The organism is Comamonas odontotermitis, from assembly GCF_014207855.1.
Classification (GTDB): Bacteria; Pseudomonadota; Gammaproteobacteria; order Burkholderiales; family Burkholderiaceae_C; genus Comamonas; species Comamonas odontotermitis_A.
The window spans coordinates 224,541-239,943 of record NZ_JACHKZ010000003.1; the positions used below are offsets into that span (position 1 = coordinate 224,541).

At 62.5% G+C, this 15,403-nt stretch carries 15 protein-coding genes and 1 other RNA gene; 12 read left to right on the forward strand and 4 right to left on the reverse strand.

The genetic code is table 11. The features are described from left to right. Positions 1-32 precede the first annotated feature (32 nt). The 10 genes from argB to HNP33_RS04360 all read left to right on the forward strand — a co-directional run bounded on the left by argB (position 33) and on the right by HNP33_RS04360 (position 10,849). Positions 33-926 (forward strand): acetylglutamate kinase, encoded by an 894-nt coding sequence (gene argB / locus HNP33_RS04315; protein ID WP_184705639.1) that lies wholly within the window; start codon positions 33-35, stop codon positions 924-926. A gap of 201 nt (positions 927-1,127) precedes the next feature. Beyond that, on the forward strand, positions 1,128-1,808 hold the full coding sequence (gene slmA, locus HNP33_RS04320; RefSeq protein ID WP_184705641.1) for a nucleoid occlusion factor SlmA: 681 nt from the start codon (positions 1,128-1,130) through the stop codon (positions 1,806-1,808). 222 nt (positions 1,809-2,030) lie between these two features. Continuing rightward, on the forward strand, positions 2,031-2,795 hold the full coding sequence (locus HNP33_RS04325) for a TetR/AcrR family transcriptional regulator (protein WP_184705643.1): 765 nt from the start codon (positions 2,031-2,033) through the stop codon (positions 2,793-2,795). Between the two features lie 13 nt (positions 2,796-2,808). Beyond that, the gene (locus HNP33_RS04330) at positions 2,809-4,611 is read left to right on the forward strand and encodes an acyl-CoA dehydrogenase C-terminal domain-containing protein (protein ID WP_184705644.1); all 1,803 of its coding nucleotides are present in this window, start codon (positions 2,809-2,811) and stop codon (positions 4,609-4,611) included. Positions 4,612-4,650: 39 nt separating this feature from the next. Beyond that, positions 4,651-5,100 (forward strand): DUF2147 domain-containing protein, encoded by a 450-nt coding sequence (locus HNP33_RS04335; RefSeq protein WP_184705646.1) that lies wholly within the window; start codon positions 4,651-4,653, stop codon positions 5,098-5,100. A 68-nt stretch (positions 5,101-5,168) separates the two neighbouring features. After that, positions 5,169-7,577, forward strand: coding sequence for a 3-hydroxyacyl-CoA dehydrogenase/enoyl-CoA hydratase family protein (locus HNP33_RS04340; protein WP_184705648.1), 2,409 nt, complete (start codon positions 5,169-5,171; stop codon positions 7,575-7,577). A gap of 51 nt (positions 7,578-7,628) precedes the next feature. Then, positions 7,629-7,703: non-coding RNA, sX9 sRNA (locus HNP33_RS04345), on the forward strand. A gap of 40 nt (positions 7,704-7,743) precedes the next feature. Continuing rightward, positions 7,744-8,940 carry an acetyl-CoA C-acyltransferase gene (locus tag HNP33_RS04350; RefSeq protein ID WP_184705650.1) on the forward strand — a complete coding sequence of 399 codons (1,197 nt, stop codon included), beginning with the start codon at positions 7,744-7,746 and terminating at the stop codon, positions 8,938-8,940. A gap of 196 nt (positions 8,941-9,136) precedes the next feature. Next, positions 9,137-9,979, forward strand: a complete 843-nt coding sequence (locus tag HNP33_RS04355) for an acyl-CoA thioesterase (protein ID WP_184705652.1) — start codon at positions 9,137-9,139, stop codon at positions 9,977-9,979. Between the two features lie 87 nt (positions 9,980-10,066). Continuing rightward, positions 10,067-10,849, forward strand: coding sequence for an enoyl-CoA hydratase (locus HNP33_RS04360; RefSeq protein WP_184705654.1), 783 nt, complete (start codon positions 10,067-10,069; stop codon positions 10,847-10,849). A 101-nt stretch (positions 10,850-10,950) separates the two neighbouring features. Here the strand turns inward: HNP33_RS04360 and HNP33_RS04365 are convergent, their stop codons facing one another. The 3 genes from HNP33_RS04365 to HNP33_RS04375 are packed head-to-tail and all read right to left on the reverse strand — an operon-like array spanning position 10,951 to position 13,219. Continuing rightward, on the reverse strand, positions 10,951-11,766 hold the full coding sequence (locus HNP33_RS04365; protein ID WP_184705656.1) for a ChbG/HpnK family deacetylase: 816 nt from the start codon (positions 11,764-11,766) through the stop codon (positions 10,951-10,953). Continuing rightward, on the reverse strand, positions 11,763-12,173 hold the full coding sequence (locus tag HNP33_RS04370; RefSeq protein WP_184705658.1) for a GtrA family protein: 411 nt from the start codon (positions 12,171-12,173) through the stop codon (positions 11,763-11,765). Before HNP33_RS04370 ends, HNP33_RS04365 begins: the two co-directional genes overlap by 4 nt. Next, on the reverse strand, positions 12,173-13,219 hold the full coding sequence (locus tag HNP33_RS04375; protein WP_221451979.1) for a glycosyltransferase family 2 protein: 1,047 nt from the start codon (positions 13,217-13,219) through the stop codon (positions 12,173-12,175). The genes HNP33_RS04370 and HNP33_RS04375 overlap by 1 nt, the downstream gene beginning before the upstream one ends. A 271-nt stretch (positions 13,220-13,490) precedes the next feature. On the opposite strand from HNP33_RS04375, the gene HNP33_RS04380 reads away from it, so the two are divergent. Next, entirely contained in the window at positions 13,491-13,952 is a 462-nt protein-coding gene (locus HNP33_RS04380; protein WP_233464389.1) for a thioesterase family protein, read from the forward strand. 260 nt (positions 13,953-14,212) lie between these two features. Beyond that, positions 14,213-14,821, forward strand: coding sequence for a bactofilin family protein (locus tag HNP33_RS04385; protein ID WP_184705662.1), 609 nt, complete (start codon positions 14,213-14,215; stop codon positions 14,819-14,821). A gap of 128 nt (positions 14,822-14,949) precedes the next feature. Here HNP33_RS04385 and HNP33_RS04390 read toward each other — a convergent pair whose 3' ends face one another. Further along, complete coding sequence (locus HNP33_RS04390) at positions 14,950-15,363, reverse strand: acyl-CoA thioesterase (protein ID WP_184705664.1); 414 nt, start codon at positions 15,361-15,363, stop codon at positions 14,950-14,952. Between the last annotated feature and the right edge of the window lie 40 nt (positions 15,364-15,403).

Here is a 15,403-nt window from a genome sequence, read left to right on the forward strand (position 1 = left end):
ACCTTCCCGTCCTGCTATAAAGGCCTGCAACCATGACGACCCAACCTCTATCTATTGCTCCACGCGACAAGGCAGAAATCCTGGCGCAGGCGCTGCCGTACATCCGCAAGTTCCATGGCAAGACCATGGTCATCAAGTACGGCGGCAATGCCATGACGGATCCTGAGCTGCAGGCTGATTTTGCCGAAGACGTGGTGCTGCTCAAGCTCGTGGGAATCAACCCGGTGGTGGTGCATGGTGGCGGGCCACAGATTGAAAACGCCTTGAAGCGCCTGGGCAAGGAAGGCCGGTTCGTACAAGGCATGCGCGTGACCGATGCCGAAACCATGGAAGTGGTGGAATGGGTGCTGGCCGGTGAAGTGCAGCAGGACATCGTGGGCCTGATCAACCAGGCGGGCGGCAAGGCGGTGGGCCTGACCGGGCGCGACGGCGGCCTGATCCGTGCACAAAAACTCAAGCTCAAGGACAACAAAGACCCGTCGGTGGAGCACGATGTGGGCCAGGTCGGTGATATCCTCCAGATCGATCCGAGCGTGGTCAAGGCGCTGCAGGACGATGCCTTCATTCCAGTGGTCAGCCCCATCGGCTTTGGTGAAGGCAACGAGAGCTACAACATCAACGCCGATGTGGTGGCCAGCAAGCTGGCGACCGTGCTGCAAGCTGAAAAGCTGATGCTGCTGACGAACATTCCTGGTGTGCTGGACAAGCAAGGCCAGTTGCTCACCGAGCTGACCTCGCGCCAGATTGACGATCTGATCGCAGACGGTACGATTTCGGGGGGCATGCTGCCCAAGCTGGCGGGTGCCATCGATGCAGCCAAGAGCGGTGTGAACGCCGTGCACATTGTGGATGGCCGCGTGCCCCACGCCATGCTGCTGGAGATCCTGACCGACACGGCTTATGGCACCATGATTCGTAGTTATTGATACATTTGATTGCGTAATTCATGGGCTTATCCAGTGATAAGCGCGATTTCAGCCATGATTTTGCAGGTTTTTTGCAGTAAGATGTTACAGGCTCCACAGGCTGATACACAGTCTCTGAGAGTAAAAAAAGCATGATTGCTGCCTAGAAAAAATAGCCTGGCGATGTTGGGAGACTACGCCGGGCACAGCCTCAAACAACGCATGTCCGATCAAGAATCTTCATTCGCCGCCGACGTTATTGAAGCGCCGGTAGACGACGCCGCGCCGGTGCCAACCCGCAAACGCCCAAAACCCGGAGAGCGCCGGATCCAGATTCTGCAAACGCTGGCCGCGATGCTGGAGCAGCCGGGTGCTGACCGCATCACCACGGCGGCCCTGGCGGCGCAGATGTCGATCAGCGAAGCTGCGCTCTACCGTCACTTCGCCAGCAAGGCGCAGATGTACGAAGGACTGATCGACTTCATCGAGCAGTCCGTATTCACCCTGGCGGTGCAGATCACGGGCCGCGAGGTACCTGACCCTGCCAAGACCGTGGAGCAAGGCATTGCCCAGGCGCAGCGCGTCGTCTCAATGGTGCTGCAGTTTGGCGAACGCAACCCGGGCATGGTACGGGTGATGATGGGCGATGCCCTGCAGTCCGAGCATCCGCGTCTGCAGCAGCGCATGCAGCAATTTTTTGAACGCATCGAAACCACCTTGCGCCAGTGCCTGCGCACCGTGCCGGGGGCAGACGGTTCAGCCACGCCCACCGTCGATGCGAATGTGCGTGCCAGCGTCTATATGTCTTTCCTGATCGGCCGCCTGCAACGCTTTGCGCGGTCGGATTTCCGCAAGCTGCCTACCGAGCAGATCGATGCGTGCCTGGGACTGATGGCACACTGACCACGCCCGTTCCACGGGTTGCATCAAAAAATATAGCTGCCAGCGCTGATTAGAAAAGCGCTGGCAGCTTTTTTATTGTGTTTTTGAGCGGTGCTGCAAACGCGTTGCGCGCCTTTTGCCATTGGGGCCTGTGGTTTACCCTTGCTTTGCAAAACAGGCATTGGCAAGGGGCAGGGATTGTGCAAAAATCAAAAAATAGAACGACCGTGCTATTTTTGATGTATGTCCAAAATCACCACTGAAAACAACGAAACCACGAAACTTGCCAAAGGGGCGCAAACCCGCGCAGCCATTCTGGATGCAGCGCTCGCACTGTCCGCACAGGAAGGGCTCGATGGCCTGTCGCTGGGCATGGTGGCCCTGGCCATGGGCATGAGCAAATCGGGCGTCTTTGCCCATTTTGGCTCACTGGAAGAGCTGCAGTGCTCGGTCGTGCGTGAATACCACACCCGTTTCGAGCGCGAGATCTTCGGTCCCGCCCTGGCAGCCCCGCGCGGCCTGCCCCGTCTCCTGCACATGGTGACGGGCTGGATGGGCAGCACCGCCCAGCAGGGCGAAGCCAGTCGCCTCTATGGCAGCCTGTACATCAGTGGCGCGGTGGAGTTCGACGATCGCCCGGGCGATGTGCGCGATGCATTGGCTGAATCGGTCAGCATCTGGATGGACGCCATGCGCCGCGCAATTGCCCAGTCCCAGAAGGAGGGCCAGCTGCTGACCGAAGTCGAGCCCGACCAGGTGCTGTTCGAGCTGCACGGCATCATCCTCTCCCTGCACTACGAAACCCGTTTTCTGCACGGCCCGCAGGCCTTGCAGCATGCCACGCGCGCACTGCGCAGCGTGCTCCATCGCTACGCGGTGGACAGCGAGCGCGATGCGCCGCTGATCGACGCCGCATTGGCGCCTTTGCTATCCGTCTCCTCTCCAATCCCTCCGGTACTGCCCGCATCCCCTGCTGTGGCGGCTTCCGAATCTGCGTTGATTTCATAAAAAAGGACATTCCATGCCTCAGTACACCCCACCACTGCGCGACATGCAGTTCCTCATGCAAGAAGTGCTGGGCCTGCCCGCGCGCTTTGCCCAGCTGCCAGCCTATGCCGATGTCGACACCGGCACCATGGATGCCATCCTGGAAGAGGCTGGCAAGTTCGCCGCCGAAGTCCTGCAGCCGCTCAACCTGTCGGGCGACGTTGAAGGTTGTACCCGCAACCCTGAGGATTCGAGCGTGGCCACGCCCAAGGGGTTCAAGGAGGCTTACGCCAAGTATGTGGAAGGCGGCTGGGCAGCCTTGTCGTGCGACACCGCCTACGGCGGCCAGGGCCTGCCCTTTGTGCTGAACCAGTGCCTGTACGAAATGCTCAACAGCGCCAACCAGGCCTGGGCCATGTACCCCGGTCTGTCGCACGGCGCCTACGAGGCGCTCCATGTGTATGGCTCGGACGAGCAGAAAAAGCTCTACCTGCCCAAGCTCACCAGCGGCGAATGGACTGGCACCATGTGCCTGACCGAGCCCCATTGCGGCACCGACCTGGGCCTGCTGCGCACCAAGGCTGAGCCCCAGGCCGATGGCACCTACAAGATCACCGGCAACAAGATCTTCATCAGCGCCGGTGAACACGACATGACGGACAACATCGTGCACCTGGTGCTGGCCCGCCTGCCCGATGCGCCCAAGGGCAGCAAGGGCATCAGCCTGTTCCTGGTGCCCAAGTTCCTGGTCAATGCCGATGGCTCGATCGGTGCCCGCAACCCCATCAGCTGCTCAGGTCTGGAGCACAAGATGGGCATCCACGGCAACGCCACCGCGCAGATCGCCATCGATGGCGCCGTGGGCACCCTGGTAGGCCAGCCCAACAAGGGCCTGCAAGCCATGTTCGTGATGATGAACGCCGCCCGCCTGGGCGTGGCCAACCAGTCGCTGGGCCTGATGACCGTGGCCTACCAGAACGCGCTGGCCTATGCCAAGGATCGCGTGCAGATGCGCAGCCTCTCGGGCACCAAGGCCAAGGACCTGCCCGCCGATCCGATCATCGTGCACCCCGATGTGCGCCGCATGCTGCTGACCGCCAAGGCCTACAGCGAAGGCGGCCGCGCCATGATGGTGGCGACCTCGGCCCTGGTTGATGAAGAGCTGAACCACCCGGACGAAGCCGTGCGCAAGGCCAATGCCGCACAGGTGGCGCTGCTCACGCCCATCCTCAAGGCTTTCCTGACGGACAAGGGCTTTGATGTGACCGTGCTGTGCCAGCAGGTGTTTGGCGGCCATGGCTACATCCACGAAACCGGCATGGAGCAGTTCGTGCGCGATGCGCGCATCAACATGATCTACGAAGGCACCAACGGCATCCAGGCACTCGACCTGCTGGGCCGCAAGGTGCTGGGCGACCAGGGCGCGGCGCTCAAGGCGCTGGGCAAGCTGGTGCAGGGTCTGGTCGAAGAAGAAGGCGTGAACGAGCGCATGGCCGATTTCATCAACCCGCTGGCGCAACTGGCTGGCCAGATGACAGGCATCACCACCGAGCTGGGCCTCAAAGCACTGCAAAACCCTGACGAAGTGGGTGCGGCCTCGGTCGACTACCTCTGCGTCATGGGCCATCTGGTGATGGGCTACTGGTGGGCGCGTATGGCGCAAACCGCGCTGCGTGCGCTGGCAGGCGGCGACGCGGCAGACAAGACCTTCTACGAAGGCAAGCTGCAGACGGCACGCTTTTACTTTGCGCGCCTCTTCCCCGAGGCTGGCCTGCGCGTGCGCACCATGCGCACCGGCAGCAAGCTCTTGATGAACACCGACGCAGCGCTGGCTTAACACCTGCGGCACTGCCAAAAAAGACCCAAGGAGACCGTGATGCAAACCTTGCTGAAACCGTTGCTGATGGCGGCTGGCAGCTTGGCGGTGGCACTGCCAGCGCTCGCTGCCGAAATGTCGCCGGTGGGCCTGTGGCGCACCTTCGACGAGAAAAGCGGCGAGCCCAAATCCGAGGTGCGCATCAGCGACAGCGGCGGCGTGCTCAGCGGCAAGGTGGAAAAGCTGCTGCGCAAGGGTGCTGACCCCAAGGCGGTATGCGACCGCTGCACCGACGACCGCAAGGGCCAGCCACTGGTGGGGCTGGAGATCATTCGCGGCGCCAAGAAGGCAGAAGGCAAGGCTGTGTGGGAAGACGGCCGGATCCTTGACCCGGAAAACGGCAGCACCTACAGCCTGAAGCTCACGCCTGCCGACAACGGCAGCAAGCTCGATGTGCGCGGATCGATCGGCCCGTTCGGCCGCACGCAGACCTGGTCGCGTGTCGAATAGATTTTGAATGAAACTGGTTGCCAGCGGCTAACTAGAAAGCGCTGGCAGCTATCAAAAGTGGAGTAACCATGTCCCGATTTGTGGTGAAAAAAGTGGCGGTGCTCGGCGCCGGGGTGATGGGGGCGCAGATTGCGGCCCACCTCGTCAATGTGCGCGTGCCGGTGGTGCTGTTTGACCTTTCGGCAAAGGAAGGCACCAAGAGCGCGATTGCCCAGAAAGCGATTGCCAACCTGAAAAAGCTCAAGCCTTCGCCGCTGGGCGTATCGGCAGAAGCGGATCTCATAGCGGCTGCCAACTACGAAGAGCACCTGGAGTTGCTCAAGGACTGTGACCTGGTGATCGAGGCGATTGCCGAGCGCATGGACTGGAAGCGCGATCTGTACCACAAGATCGCGCCGTTCGTCGCACCCCATGCGATCCTGGCATCCAACACCTCGGGCCTGTCGATCACCGCGTTGTCGCAAGCCCTGCCCGAGCAGCTGCGCCATCGCTTCTGCGGTATCCATTTCTTCAATCCGCCGCGCTACATGCAGCTGGTGGAGTTGATCCCCACTGCGGCTACCGAGCCTCAGGTGCTCGATCAGCTGGAAACCTTTGCCACCACCCAGCTGGGCAAAGGCGTGGTACGCGCCAAGGACACGCCCAACTTCGTGGCCAACCGCGTGGGCGTGGCGGGCATGCTGTCCACCATTGCCGAGGCCGATCGCTTTGGCCTGACCTATGACGTGGTGGACGACCTGACTGGCAAGAAGCTCGGTCGGGCCAGCTCAGGCACTTTTCGCACTGCCGATGTGGTGGGCCTCGACACCCTGGCCCATGTCATCGGCACGATGCAAACCCAGCTGAGCGCGCAGACCGATTCGTTCTACGCCAGCTACGCAACGCCTGCCGTCATTACCAAATTAATAGCAGATGGCGCGCTGGGGCAAAAGACCAAGGCGGGTTTTTACCGCAAGACCAAGCTGGGCATCGAGCGCTTCGATCCCGAGCACCAAGCGTATGTGCCCTCGGGCGAGAAGTGCAACGACGTCTACACCCGCATGCTGAAAAAGCCTGCAGGCGAGCGCCTGCAGTTGCTGCGGGGTAGCGAGGGCGCGCAGGGCCAGTTTCTTTGGGCCATTCTGCGCAACAGCTTTCATTACGCTGCCGTGCACCTGAAGGATATAGCGGACAACGCACGCGATGTGGACTTGGCCATGCGCTGGGGCTTTGGCATGCAGCAAGGCCCGTTCGAGCTGTGGCAGGAAGCGGGCTGGCTGCAGGTCGCCAAGATGGTGCAGGAAGACATCGACGCGGGCAAGGCGCTCAGCACCGAGCCCCTGCCGCAATGGGTGTTTGAAGGCCCGGTGGCCGATGCTGGCGGCGTGCACACGCCCCAGGGATCGTGGAGCGCAGCCGAAAACCGCTTTGTGCCGCGCCGCGATCTGCCGGTATATGCGCGCCAGATCTTCCCCGAGCGCGTGCTGGGCGAGGCGGGCGACGCCGCGCAGGATTGGCGCACGGCAGGCCGAACCTTGACCGAGAGCAAGGCCTCGCGCACCTGGACGCTGGATGACCAGGTGCTGGTCTTCAGCATCAAGACCAAGATGCACGCCATCAGCCCCGATGTCATGGAAGACCTGCAGGCCGCGCTGGCGCTCGCGGAGAAGGATTTCGACGCCATGGTCGTCTGGTCGGGCGATGCGCCGTTCAGCGTGGGCGCCGATCTGCAGGCCATGATGCCCGCCTTTGCACTGCAGGGCCCCATGGCCATCGACCAGATCGAGCAGGTGATGCAGCAGCTCTTCCTGGCCGTGCGCTATGCGCAGATCCCCGTGGTGGGAGCGGTGCATGGCATGGCGCTGGGCGGCGGCTGCGAGCTGCTGCTGCACTGCGCACGCCGCGTGGCGCACATGGAAAGCTACATTGGCCTGGTGGAAATGGGCGTGGGCCTGGTGCCCGGCGCTGGCGGCCTCACCAACGTGGCCTACCAGGCCGCGCGCCATGCCCAATATTCGACCGGCAACGATCTGCTGCCCTTCCTGGCCAACGGCTTTACGGCCGCCGCCAAGGCCACAGTCGGCACCAGCGCGCTGGAGTCGCAAACCCTGGGCTACCTGCAGGCTGACGATGTGATCGTGCCGCACCGTGACGAGCTGCTGTTTGTGGCGCTCACCCAGGCCAAGGCCATGGCGCAGTCGGGCTGGCGCCCGCCGCAGCGCAAGCCTTTCCCGGTAGCGGGCCGCAGCGGTGCTGCGACCCTGCGCAGCACCCTGGTCAACATGCGCGAAGGCGGCTTCATCACCGAACACGACATGCTGATTGCCAGCCACATGGCCGATGTGGTGTGCGGCGGCGATGTGGACGCAGGCACGCTGGTGAACGAGGAATACCTGATGGCGCTGGAGCGCAAGGCCTTCACCGACCTGATCGTGAAGGAAAAGACCCAGGAGCGCATTCTGGGCATGCTGAGCACCGGAAAACCGGTTCGTAACTGATGAAGCTACTGCGCAGGCCTCATGCGGCGTTGGGCGGTGCTCGCCATCCTCACGCACAGCAAGTGCGCTCCGGTGGCTGTGCTCCGTCCGCCTTGCCTGAGTCCTGCTCGCTACGCTTCCTCAGCCACGAACCCAAGAGCATTGTTTGGATCATTGAGAGATCGATATGAAACAAGTACAAGACGCCTACATTGTTGCTGCCACGCGCACGCCGATTGGCAAGTCGCACAAAGGCTATCTGCGCAACATGCGCCCCGACGATCTGCTGGCCACCACGATGAAAGCCGTGCTGGCGCAGGCGCCCGGGCTCGATCCGCAGGCCATCGAGGATGTGGTGTGCGGCTGCGCCATCCCCGAGGCGCAGCAGGGGCTGAATGTGGCCCGCATCAGCGCGGTGCTGGCAGGCCTGCCGGTAGGAGTGGGAGGCGTTACCGTCAACCGCTTCTGCGCGTCGGGCCTCACAGCGCTGCAGATGGCGGCAGACCGCATCCGCGTGGGCGAGGCCGATGTGATGATTGCCGCCGGTGTCGAGAGCATGAGCATGGTGCCCATGATGGGCAATTCGCCATCGCTGTCGCCTTCGATCTTTGAGCGCGAAGGCGACGTGGGCATTGCCTACGGCATGGGCCTGACGGCCGAGAAGGTGGCGCAGCGCTGGAAGGTGAGCCGCGATGCCCAGGACGCATTTGCGCTGCAATCGCACCAGCGTGCGTTGGCTGCGCAGCAGGCGGGCGATTTCACGGCAGAAATCACGCCGATCACCGTGACCGACCGTGGCGTGGACATCGCCAAGGGCGAAGCGGTGAGCAGCTCGCGCACCGTGAGCCTGGACGAAGGGCCGCGTCCCGATACCTCCATCGAGGGCCTCGCCAAGCTCCGCACCGTGTTTGCGGCGCGCGGCTCGGTCACCGCCGGCAACAGTTCGCAGACCAGCGATGGCGCAGGTGCGCTGCTGGTGATGAGCGAGGCGGCCCTCAAGCGCTTCAATCTGACGCCGCTGGCGCGCTTTGTCAGCTACGCCAGCAAGGGCGTGCCGCCCGAGATCATGGGCATTGGGCCAATCGAGGCGATTCCCGCTGCGCTGCGCAATGCAGGCCTGTCGCTGCAGGACATGGACTGGATCGAGCTGAACGAGGCTTTTGCCGCGCAGTCGCTCGCCGTCATGGAGCAGCTGGGCATGGACCCGGCCAAGGTTAACCCCATGGGCGGCGCGATTGCACTGGGCCACCCGCTGGGCGCGACCGGTGCCATCCGCGCGGCCACGGTGGTGCATGCACTGCAACGCAACAAGCTCAAGTACGGCATGGTGACCATGTGTGTGGGCATGGGGCAGGGAGCTGCCGGTATTCTGGAACGCGTGTAAGTGCGCTGACAGATTCCAGCGCAGGCGTGCTGTCCCGCAGACGGCACGCCTGGCGGGGTGGGAGTGGTACAAATCAGGTGTTGCTGAAAGTGGCAGAAAATGCAACTGCCAATTGCCATAAATAGGCAGCTAGCGCGCGATGGGTGCGCGCAAGGCTCTGGAGCCTTTCTTCACTTTTCTTGCGAAAACTGTCCCAATGAGCAACCTCTTCACTTCTGTAGGCGACCATCCCTTTGACCGGGCGATGGCGATGGAGCCTGCTGGCGCCAACCAGTTCGCCACACGCGCCAGCAAGGATTACTGGAACATGGTCGGGCCCTACGGCGGCATCACCGCGGCGCAGATGGCGCAGGCGGTGCTGCAGCACCCGGATCGCCTGGGCGAGTTGGTGGCGATCACGGTGAATTTTGCTGGGGCCGTGGGTGAGGGCGAGGTGGTGATTGAAGCCATTCCCGCGCGCACCAACCGCTCCACGCAGCACTGGATCATCACCATGCGCGAAAAGGACGCGCAAGGCCATTGGTCCACAACCACGACTGCCACCGCGATGACGGCGCTGGCGCGCAAGACCTGGTCGGACGACGAATGCGCCATGCCGCAGGTGCCGCCGTCTGGCGAAGTGGCGCGCTACGTCACCGATTTTCGCGTGGAATGGCTCTCGCGCTACAACGTGCGCCCGCTCCTGGGCAGCTACCCGGAGCAGTGGGACGGTGCAATCAGCCCGAGCCTGACCCGCATGTGGGTCAGTGACGAGCCGCCGCGCCCCTTGGACGTGCAGGCGCTGACGGCGCTGTGCGACGTGTTCTTTCCGCGCATCTGGCTGCGCCGCGCCAAGCGGGTGCCGATTGGTACGGTCACATTCAGCGTGTACTTCCACGCCAGCGAGGACGAGTTGCGGCAGGTCGGCAGCGAGCCGGTGCTGGCGCAGGCGCAGGGCCAGGGCTTTCGTGACGGCTTTTTCGACCAGACGGCGCAGATCTGGGCGCCGGGCGGCACCTTGCTCGCAACGAGCCACCAATTGGTCTATTACAAAGAGTAAATGGAGGGCGCAGGATCGGTTAGCATCGGCGCCCGAACAGAGGCAAGCGCCCGGCGCGCGTGCCTCTTAGATATTGGAGAGATAACTATGAGCATTCAATCCACCTGCGACGACATCCTGGTGCTGGCCGAGAACGGCATCTGCACCATCACCTTCAACCGCGTTGCCAAGAAGAATTCGATCACCGGCGCCATGTACCTGGCCATGGCCAGCGTGCTGCAGCAGGCCGCCACCAGCGGCGATGTGCGCGTGGTGCTGTTTCAGGGCGATGCCACGGTATTTACCGCAGGCAATGACCTGGGCGATTTTCTGAACGGCCCCAAGCCGGACGAGAATGCGCCGCCTTTCCAGTTTCTGCAGGCACTGGCCGCCTGCCCCAAACCCATCGTGGCGGCGGTCTGCGGCCCGGCGGTCGGCATTGGCACGACCATGCTGCTGCACTGCGATCTGGTCTACGCGGGCGACAACGCCATGTTTTCGCTGCCATTCGTCAACCTGGGCTTCTGCCCCGAAGGCGCATCGAGCCTGTTGCTGCCCCAGTTGATGGGCCACCAGCGCGCCAGCGAGGCCTTGCTGCTGGGCGATCCGTTCATGGCAGAGGCCGCACTGGAAGTGGGCCTGGTCAACCGCGTGGTGCCACCCACCGAATGCAACGCCATCGCCCAGGCCCAGGCGGCCAAACTGGCAGCCAAGCCCATGGGCTCGCTGCTGGCGAGCAAAAAACTGCTCAAGAGTGGCCAGATGGCAGCGGTGCAGGCACGCATTGCCGAAGAAGGCAAGCTGTTTGCCGATCTGCTGCAGCAACCCGCAGCCAAAGAGGCAATGAGCGCTTTCCTCGAGAAAAGAAAGCCGGATTTCAGCAAATGCTGAAAGCCATGGCGCCGCGCAGCGGCATCAGGCTCAAAGAGACGATATATTGCTCATAAAAGCATAGCTGCTGGCGCTTGATGAAAGGGCGCTGGCAGCTATTTTTATGAAATGATGCGATCCGCCTGCCAGATGCTGCACTTCTGCGCTGCCAGCGCATCGGCAAACGCTGGCGATTGAAGGTAAGCGAACTCCACCGGCCGCTGCCTGCCGATGGCGTCGCCCTCTACCTCTGCATTGGCAGGGTGGCACATGAGCAGGCTTGCGTCAGCGCAGGCCGTCAGCCATTGCGCCATGTGCGCGCCATACGCGGCAGGCGTGGGCGCATCAAAGCCATAGACGCCGCCAAAACCCCGGTTCATCCGCCAGTGCCGTGCATGCAGCTGGCGCGTGAGCGTGTAGCCGCCCAGCAGCGCAATCACCGCGGCCTTGGGCTGCCAGCGCAGGCGGCCTGCTGGTGCCGTGGAGCGAATCCAGAGCTGCTGCCCGGCGTCTGCGCCGTAGCGGCGCTGCAGCTCATCCACCATGGCTGCGCGCACGCTTGGCAACTGGTGCACATGCTGGTGGCCATCGACATAATCGGGCGGCATGCCCAGGGCATCTTCAAAAGCGTCGAGCTGCTCGCGCCAGGCATCGCGCAAGCGGGCTGCGGGCAGACGACGGGTGTAGGCCTGCGCGATGACACTGCCGATGGTGGTGCCGGGCTGCACGCCGTGGCCTTCGGTCAGGTTGAAGTGCAGCCCCACGTCCAGCCTGCTGCGCAAGGCGGGCAGGGCCCGCGCCGCTTCGCGCCAGCGCGGTGCGGTGGTCATGCAGCTGGTGGCAGACAGACGGCCCTGCTCGGCCAGTTGTTGCACGGCGGCGTCGACGGCGGGGTGCAGCGCATAGTCGTCTGCGCACAGCACAATGGTGCGGCTCATGCGGCGCTCCTGGCAAAGGCCCAGAACTTGGCGGCCACAAAGGTGACGATGGCCACGATCAGCAGCACGGCAAACAGGCTCCACAGATAGTGCAGGTGCCACTGGTGCAGGGCGATGTAGTACAGCACTTCATTCAGCAAAAACGAGCAGCAGGCGACCAGAAAAAAACGCGGTAGTGCTTGCCGATGGGGCGCTTGATGCTCTGAAAAGGTGAGCATTGCATGGCCACCATAGCTCACGCAGAATGCCACCAGAAAACCCAGCACGTTGGCTGCCAGTGGTGCCCAGGCCAGGCCCTGCACCAGCAGGGCCACTACCAGTAGATGGGTGAGCGCCGCTGCGCCGCCCACGCAGACAAACTGCAGGCTCTGGGGCAGACGGCGCAGCAGCGAAAGCAAGGCCGCCATCATGCCTGCGGCGGACGCGAGGCGGCTGGCGCTGCGCCTTCACCACCGGTGCCAGGGGCTGCAACGGGCAGCGCATGGGTGGCCACATGCTGGTCCACCACATACAGCGGTCGGCGCTTGACTTCGTCGTAGATGCGGCCGATGTATTCGCCCAGCATGCCGATCGACAGCAACTGCACGCCCGAGAACAGCATCAGGCTGGCCGCCAGGGTGGGCCAGCCGTCGGTGGGATTGTCAAAGATCAAGGTTTCGACGGTGATGTAGACGCCGTAGAAAATGGCTGCAAGCGAGATGCAAAAGCCAATGAAGCTCCAGACCTTGAGCGGAATGGTTGTGAACGAGGTCAGCCCCTCGAACGCCAGCGCCCCCAGCCGGTGCAGGTTGAAAGTGGATTGCCCGCTGCGGCGTGCATCGGGCACAAAGGGCAGGGCCGCGCTTTTGAAGCCGACCCAGGCATACAGCCCCTTCATGAAGCGGTTGCGTTCGGGCAGTTGGCGCAGCACATCCACCACCTTGCGGTCCATCAAGCGGAAGTCGCCCGCATTCTCCGGAATGCGGAACCGGCTGTCCCGGTTCATCAGGTAGTAGAACAGCTGCGTGCCACGGCGTTTGGCGGCGCCCTCGGCGGTCCGGTCGGCGATCACGCCATACACCATGTCGTAGCCGCTGTTCCACAACTGCACCATCTCGGCGATCAAGGGCAGCGGGTGCTGAAAATCGGCGTCGATCAGCAACACGGCATTGCCGCGCGCGTAATCAAGCCCCGCGCTCATGGCCGCCTCCTTGCCAAAGTTGCGCGACAGTTGCACGTACTGCAGCGGCAGGCGCTCGGCCATGTGCAGTGCGAGTGCCTGCGTTTCGTCCTTGCTGCCGTCATCGACCAGCACGATCTCGCATTCTGCCGACAGCAGACGCACCGCTTCGTACAGGGCGGGCAAAAAGGTTTCCAGATTGGCTGCCTCGTTGTAGGCGGGCACGACGCAGCTCAGCCGCAGCGGTGGGCGCTGCATGGCAAGAGGGGCAGGGGAGGCGGGAGGTAGTGGCATGGCAAGTCTGCGGAATGGCAGGCAGTCTAGCGCAACGCAGGGCAGGGCGGGCGATGAAGCACCGCTTGCGCAGTAGGTTCCTCCATCTACGGTGGCCTGTCTGGTACGTCTCATGAGTGAAAACCTGGGCGAATGCGTGATTGCTCCGCAGCGCGGTTTGTATGCATACTCACTCAAGGATCTTTTGCCTTTTCAACCACGGAGATGTATGACCGCTGCCGCCTCGCCTGCCCACTTACCGGCCCATTCCCCCAGCCCCGCCTACGTATCGATGCAAGGGCTGGACGAGCCCTATATCGCTGGCCTGCGCGAGATCTTTGAAGAGCGCATCGTGTTCAACCAGTTGCTCGGGCTCAAGCTCGTGGGGGTCAAGGACGATGCACTGCTCGCCTCGCTGGAGATGCGGCACGAGCTGATCGGGCACTTCGGGCTCAAACGCATCCACGGCGGCGTGATCAGTGCCAGCCTGGACGCACTGGGCGGGATTGCAGTCATGGCAGCATCGGGCGCCAAGCATGTGGGCGAGCCGGTCATGCAGCGGCTGATGCGCTTTGGCAAGCTGGGCACCATCGACCTGCGGGTGGATTACCTGCGCCCCGGCACGCACGGGCCGTTTGCGATGCAGGCGCGTGTGCTGCGCCTGGGCTCGCGCGTGGCGACGACGCGCTCGGATTTCTGCGACAGCACCGGCCAGGTGCTGGCGACGGCCACGGCGGCTTACATCGTCTCCTGACGATTATTTATATGGACCTAGGTGTTTGTTGGGAATTGTGAAATCTGTCGGTGCTATGAAAATATTGATAGCAAACGAGGCAATACGCGTGCCTTGTTACGACTAGTGTCAAATTTTGTTAACACAATAGCTATAAATTGAATAGCATTGATCTGTTTTTTCATCGCCGGGCCGCCCAGGATGAAAAACGCCCCTCGTGGAGGGGCTACGAACCGCACGCAATGGGAAGCGTGGGGTGTCATTTTCTACAAGGAGATCCGATGGCTGTACAAAACCCTTTCTTCGGCGGACGCCGTGACAACGACAATTCCGCATCCAAGTTCATGGGCGGCTCGTCATCGAGCTCTTCCGGCAGCACCCTGCCCAGCACGGCCGCTGGTTCGGCCAGCTCGGTGTTGGGGGGCAATCTGTCCAACAAGTCCGATGACTCCACCACTTCTTCGTATTCCAGCGCCGTGACCTCTACCGATACCACCGCCGGCACCGGCAGCAAACTGACTGTTGGCCCCAATATCAAGCTCAAGGGCGTCGAGATCACCGATTGCGACACCCTGGTGGTGGAAGGCACGGTCGAGGCCACCATGGATTCGCGCGTGATCCAGATTGCTGCCGAGGGCGCGTTCCGGGGCTCTGCAGAGATCGACATTGCCGAGATTCACGGCGAATTTGAAGGTAATCTGACGGTGCGTGACAAGCTGGTGATCTTTGGCAGCGGCCGTGTGCACGGCAAGATCCGCTACGGCAAGGTCATCATCGAAGAAGGTGGCCAGTTGACCGGCGAGATCGAATGCTCAGGCAGCACGCGCAAGCCCACTGCGAGCACGGGCAGCACCGCCAAGACCGAAAAGGCTGCAGAAAGCGTGGCCTGATACGGCTTATGGTCAGTACAGCCTGCGGCGCCTGTCTGATAAGCGCTGGCAGCTGCTGATTGAATGATTGAATAGCCATGAAAAAGCGCTGCCTCGGCAGCGCTTTTGCATTGGAGCAGCTCTGGTCATCAGGCAGACAGCGGCGGCACCTTGCGAGGCTGTCCTTGCTCGTCGATCGCCACATAAGTCAAGGTCGCTTCGGTCACCTTGATGAACTGGCCCTGCTTGGACAGGCGCTCTGCCACCACTTCCACGGCCACGGTCATCGACGTGGTGCCAACGCGGGTGAGCTTGGCATAGAACGACAGAATGTCGCCCACGCGCACGGGTTGCTTGAAGATGAACTCATTGACGGCCACGGTCACCGTACGGCCGCGCGAGTGGCGCAGGGGCAGCACCGAGCCTGCCAGATCGACCTGCGACATCACCCAGCCACCAAAGATATCGCCATTGGCATTGCAATCGGCAGGCATGGGGATGACGCGCAGCACCAGCTCCTTGTCAGTGGGCAAATCGGAGGACGTGGTGCGGACGGTATTCATGGGCACAATCAGGGGATACAACAATCCCACAATTGTCCCC

Bases quoted from the DNA above. Each gene is read 5' to 3' on its own strand.
- argB (WP_184705639.1), top strand. From the start codon at position 33: ATGACGACCCAACCTCTATCTATTGCTCCACGCGACAAGGCAGAAATC.
- slmA (WP_184705641.1), top strand. From the start codon at position 1,128: ATGTCCGATCAAGAATCTTCATTCGCCGCCGACGTTATTGAAGCGCCG.
- HNP33_RS04325 (WP_184705643.1), top strand. From the start codon at position 2,031: ATGTCCAAAATCACCACTGAAAACAACGAAACCACGAAACTTGCCAAA.
- HNP33_RS04330 (WP_184705644.1), top strand. From the start codon at position 2,809: ATGCCTCAGTACACCCCACCACTGCGCGACATGCAGTTCCTCATGCAA.
- HNP33_RS04335 (WP_184705646.1), top strand. From the start codon at position 4,651: ATGCAAACCTTGCTGAAACCGTTGCTGATGGCGGCTGGCAGCTTGGCG.
- HNP33_RS04340 (WP_184705648.1), top strand. From the start codon at position 5,169: ATGTCCCGATTTGTGGTGAAAAAAGTGGCGGTGCTCGGCGCCGGGGTG.
- HNP33_RS04350 (WP_184705650.1), top strand. From the start codon at position 7,744: ATGAAACAAGTACAAGACGCCTACATTGTTGCTGCCACGCGCACGCCG.
- HNP33_RS04355 (WP_184705652.1), top strand. From the start codon at position 9,137: ATGAGCAACCTCTTCACTTCTGTAGGCGACCATCCCTTTGACCGGGCG.
- HNP33_RS04360 (WP_184705654.1), top strand. From the start codon at position 10,067: ATGAGCATTCAATCCACCTGCGACGACATCCTGGTGCTGGCCGAGAAC.
- HNP33_RS04365 (WP_184705656.1), bottom strand. From the start codon at position 11,766: ATGAGCCGCACCATTGTGCTGTGCGCAGACGACTATGCGCTGCACCCC.
- HNP33_RS04370 (WP_184705658.1), bottom strand. From the start codon at position 12,173: ATGGCGGCCTTGCTTTCGCTGCTGCGCCGTCTGCCCCAGAGCCTGCAG.
- HNP33_RS04375 (WP_221451979.1), bottom strand. From the start codon at position 13,219: ATGCCACTACCTCCCGCCTCCCCTGCCCCTCTTGCCATGCAGCGCCCA.
- HNP33_RS04380 (WP_233464389.1), top strand. From the start codon at position 13,491: ATGCAAGGGCTGGACGAGCCCTATATCGCTGGCCTGCGCGAGATCTTT.
- HNP33_RS04385 (WP_184705662.1), top strand. From the start codon at position 14,213: ATGGCTGTACAAAACCCTTTCTTCGGCGGACGCCGTGACAACGACAAT.
- HNP33_RS04390 (WP_184705664.1), bottom strand. From the start codon at position 15,363: ATGAATACCGTCCGCACCACGTCCTCCGATTTGCCCACTGACAAGGAG.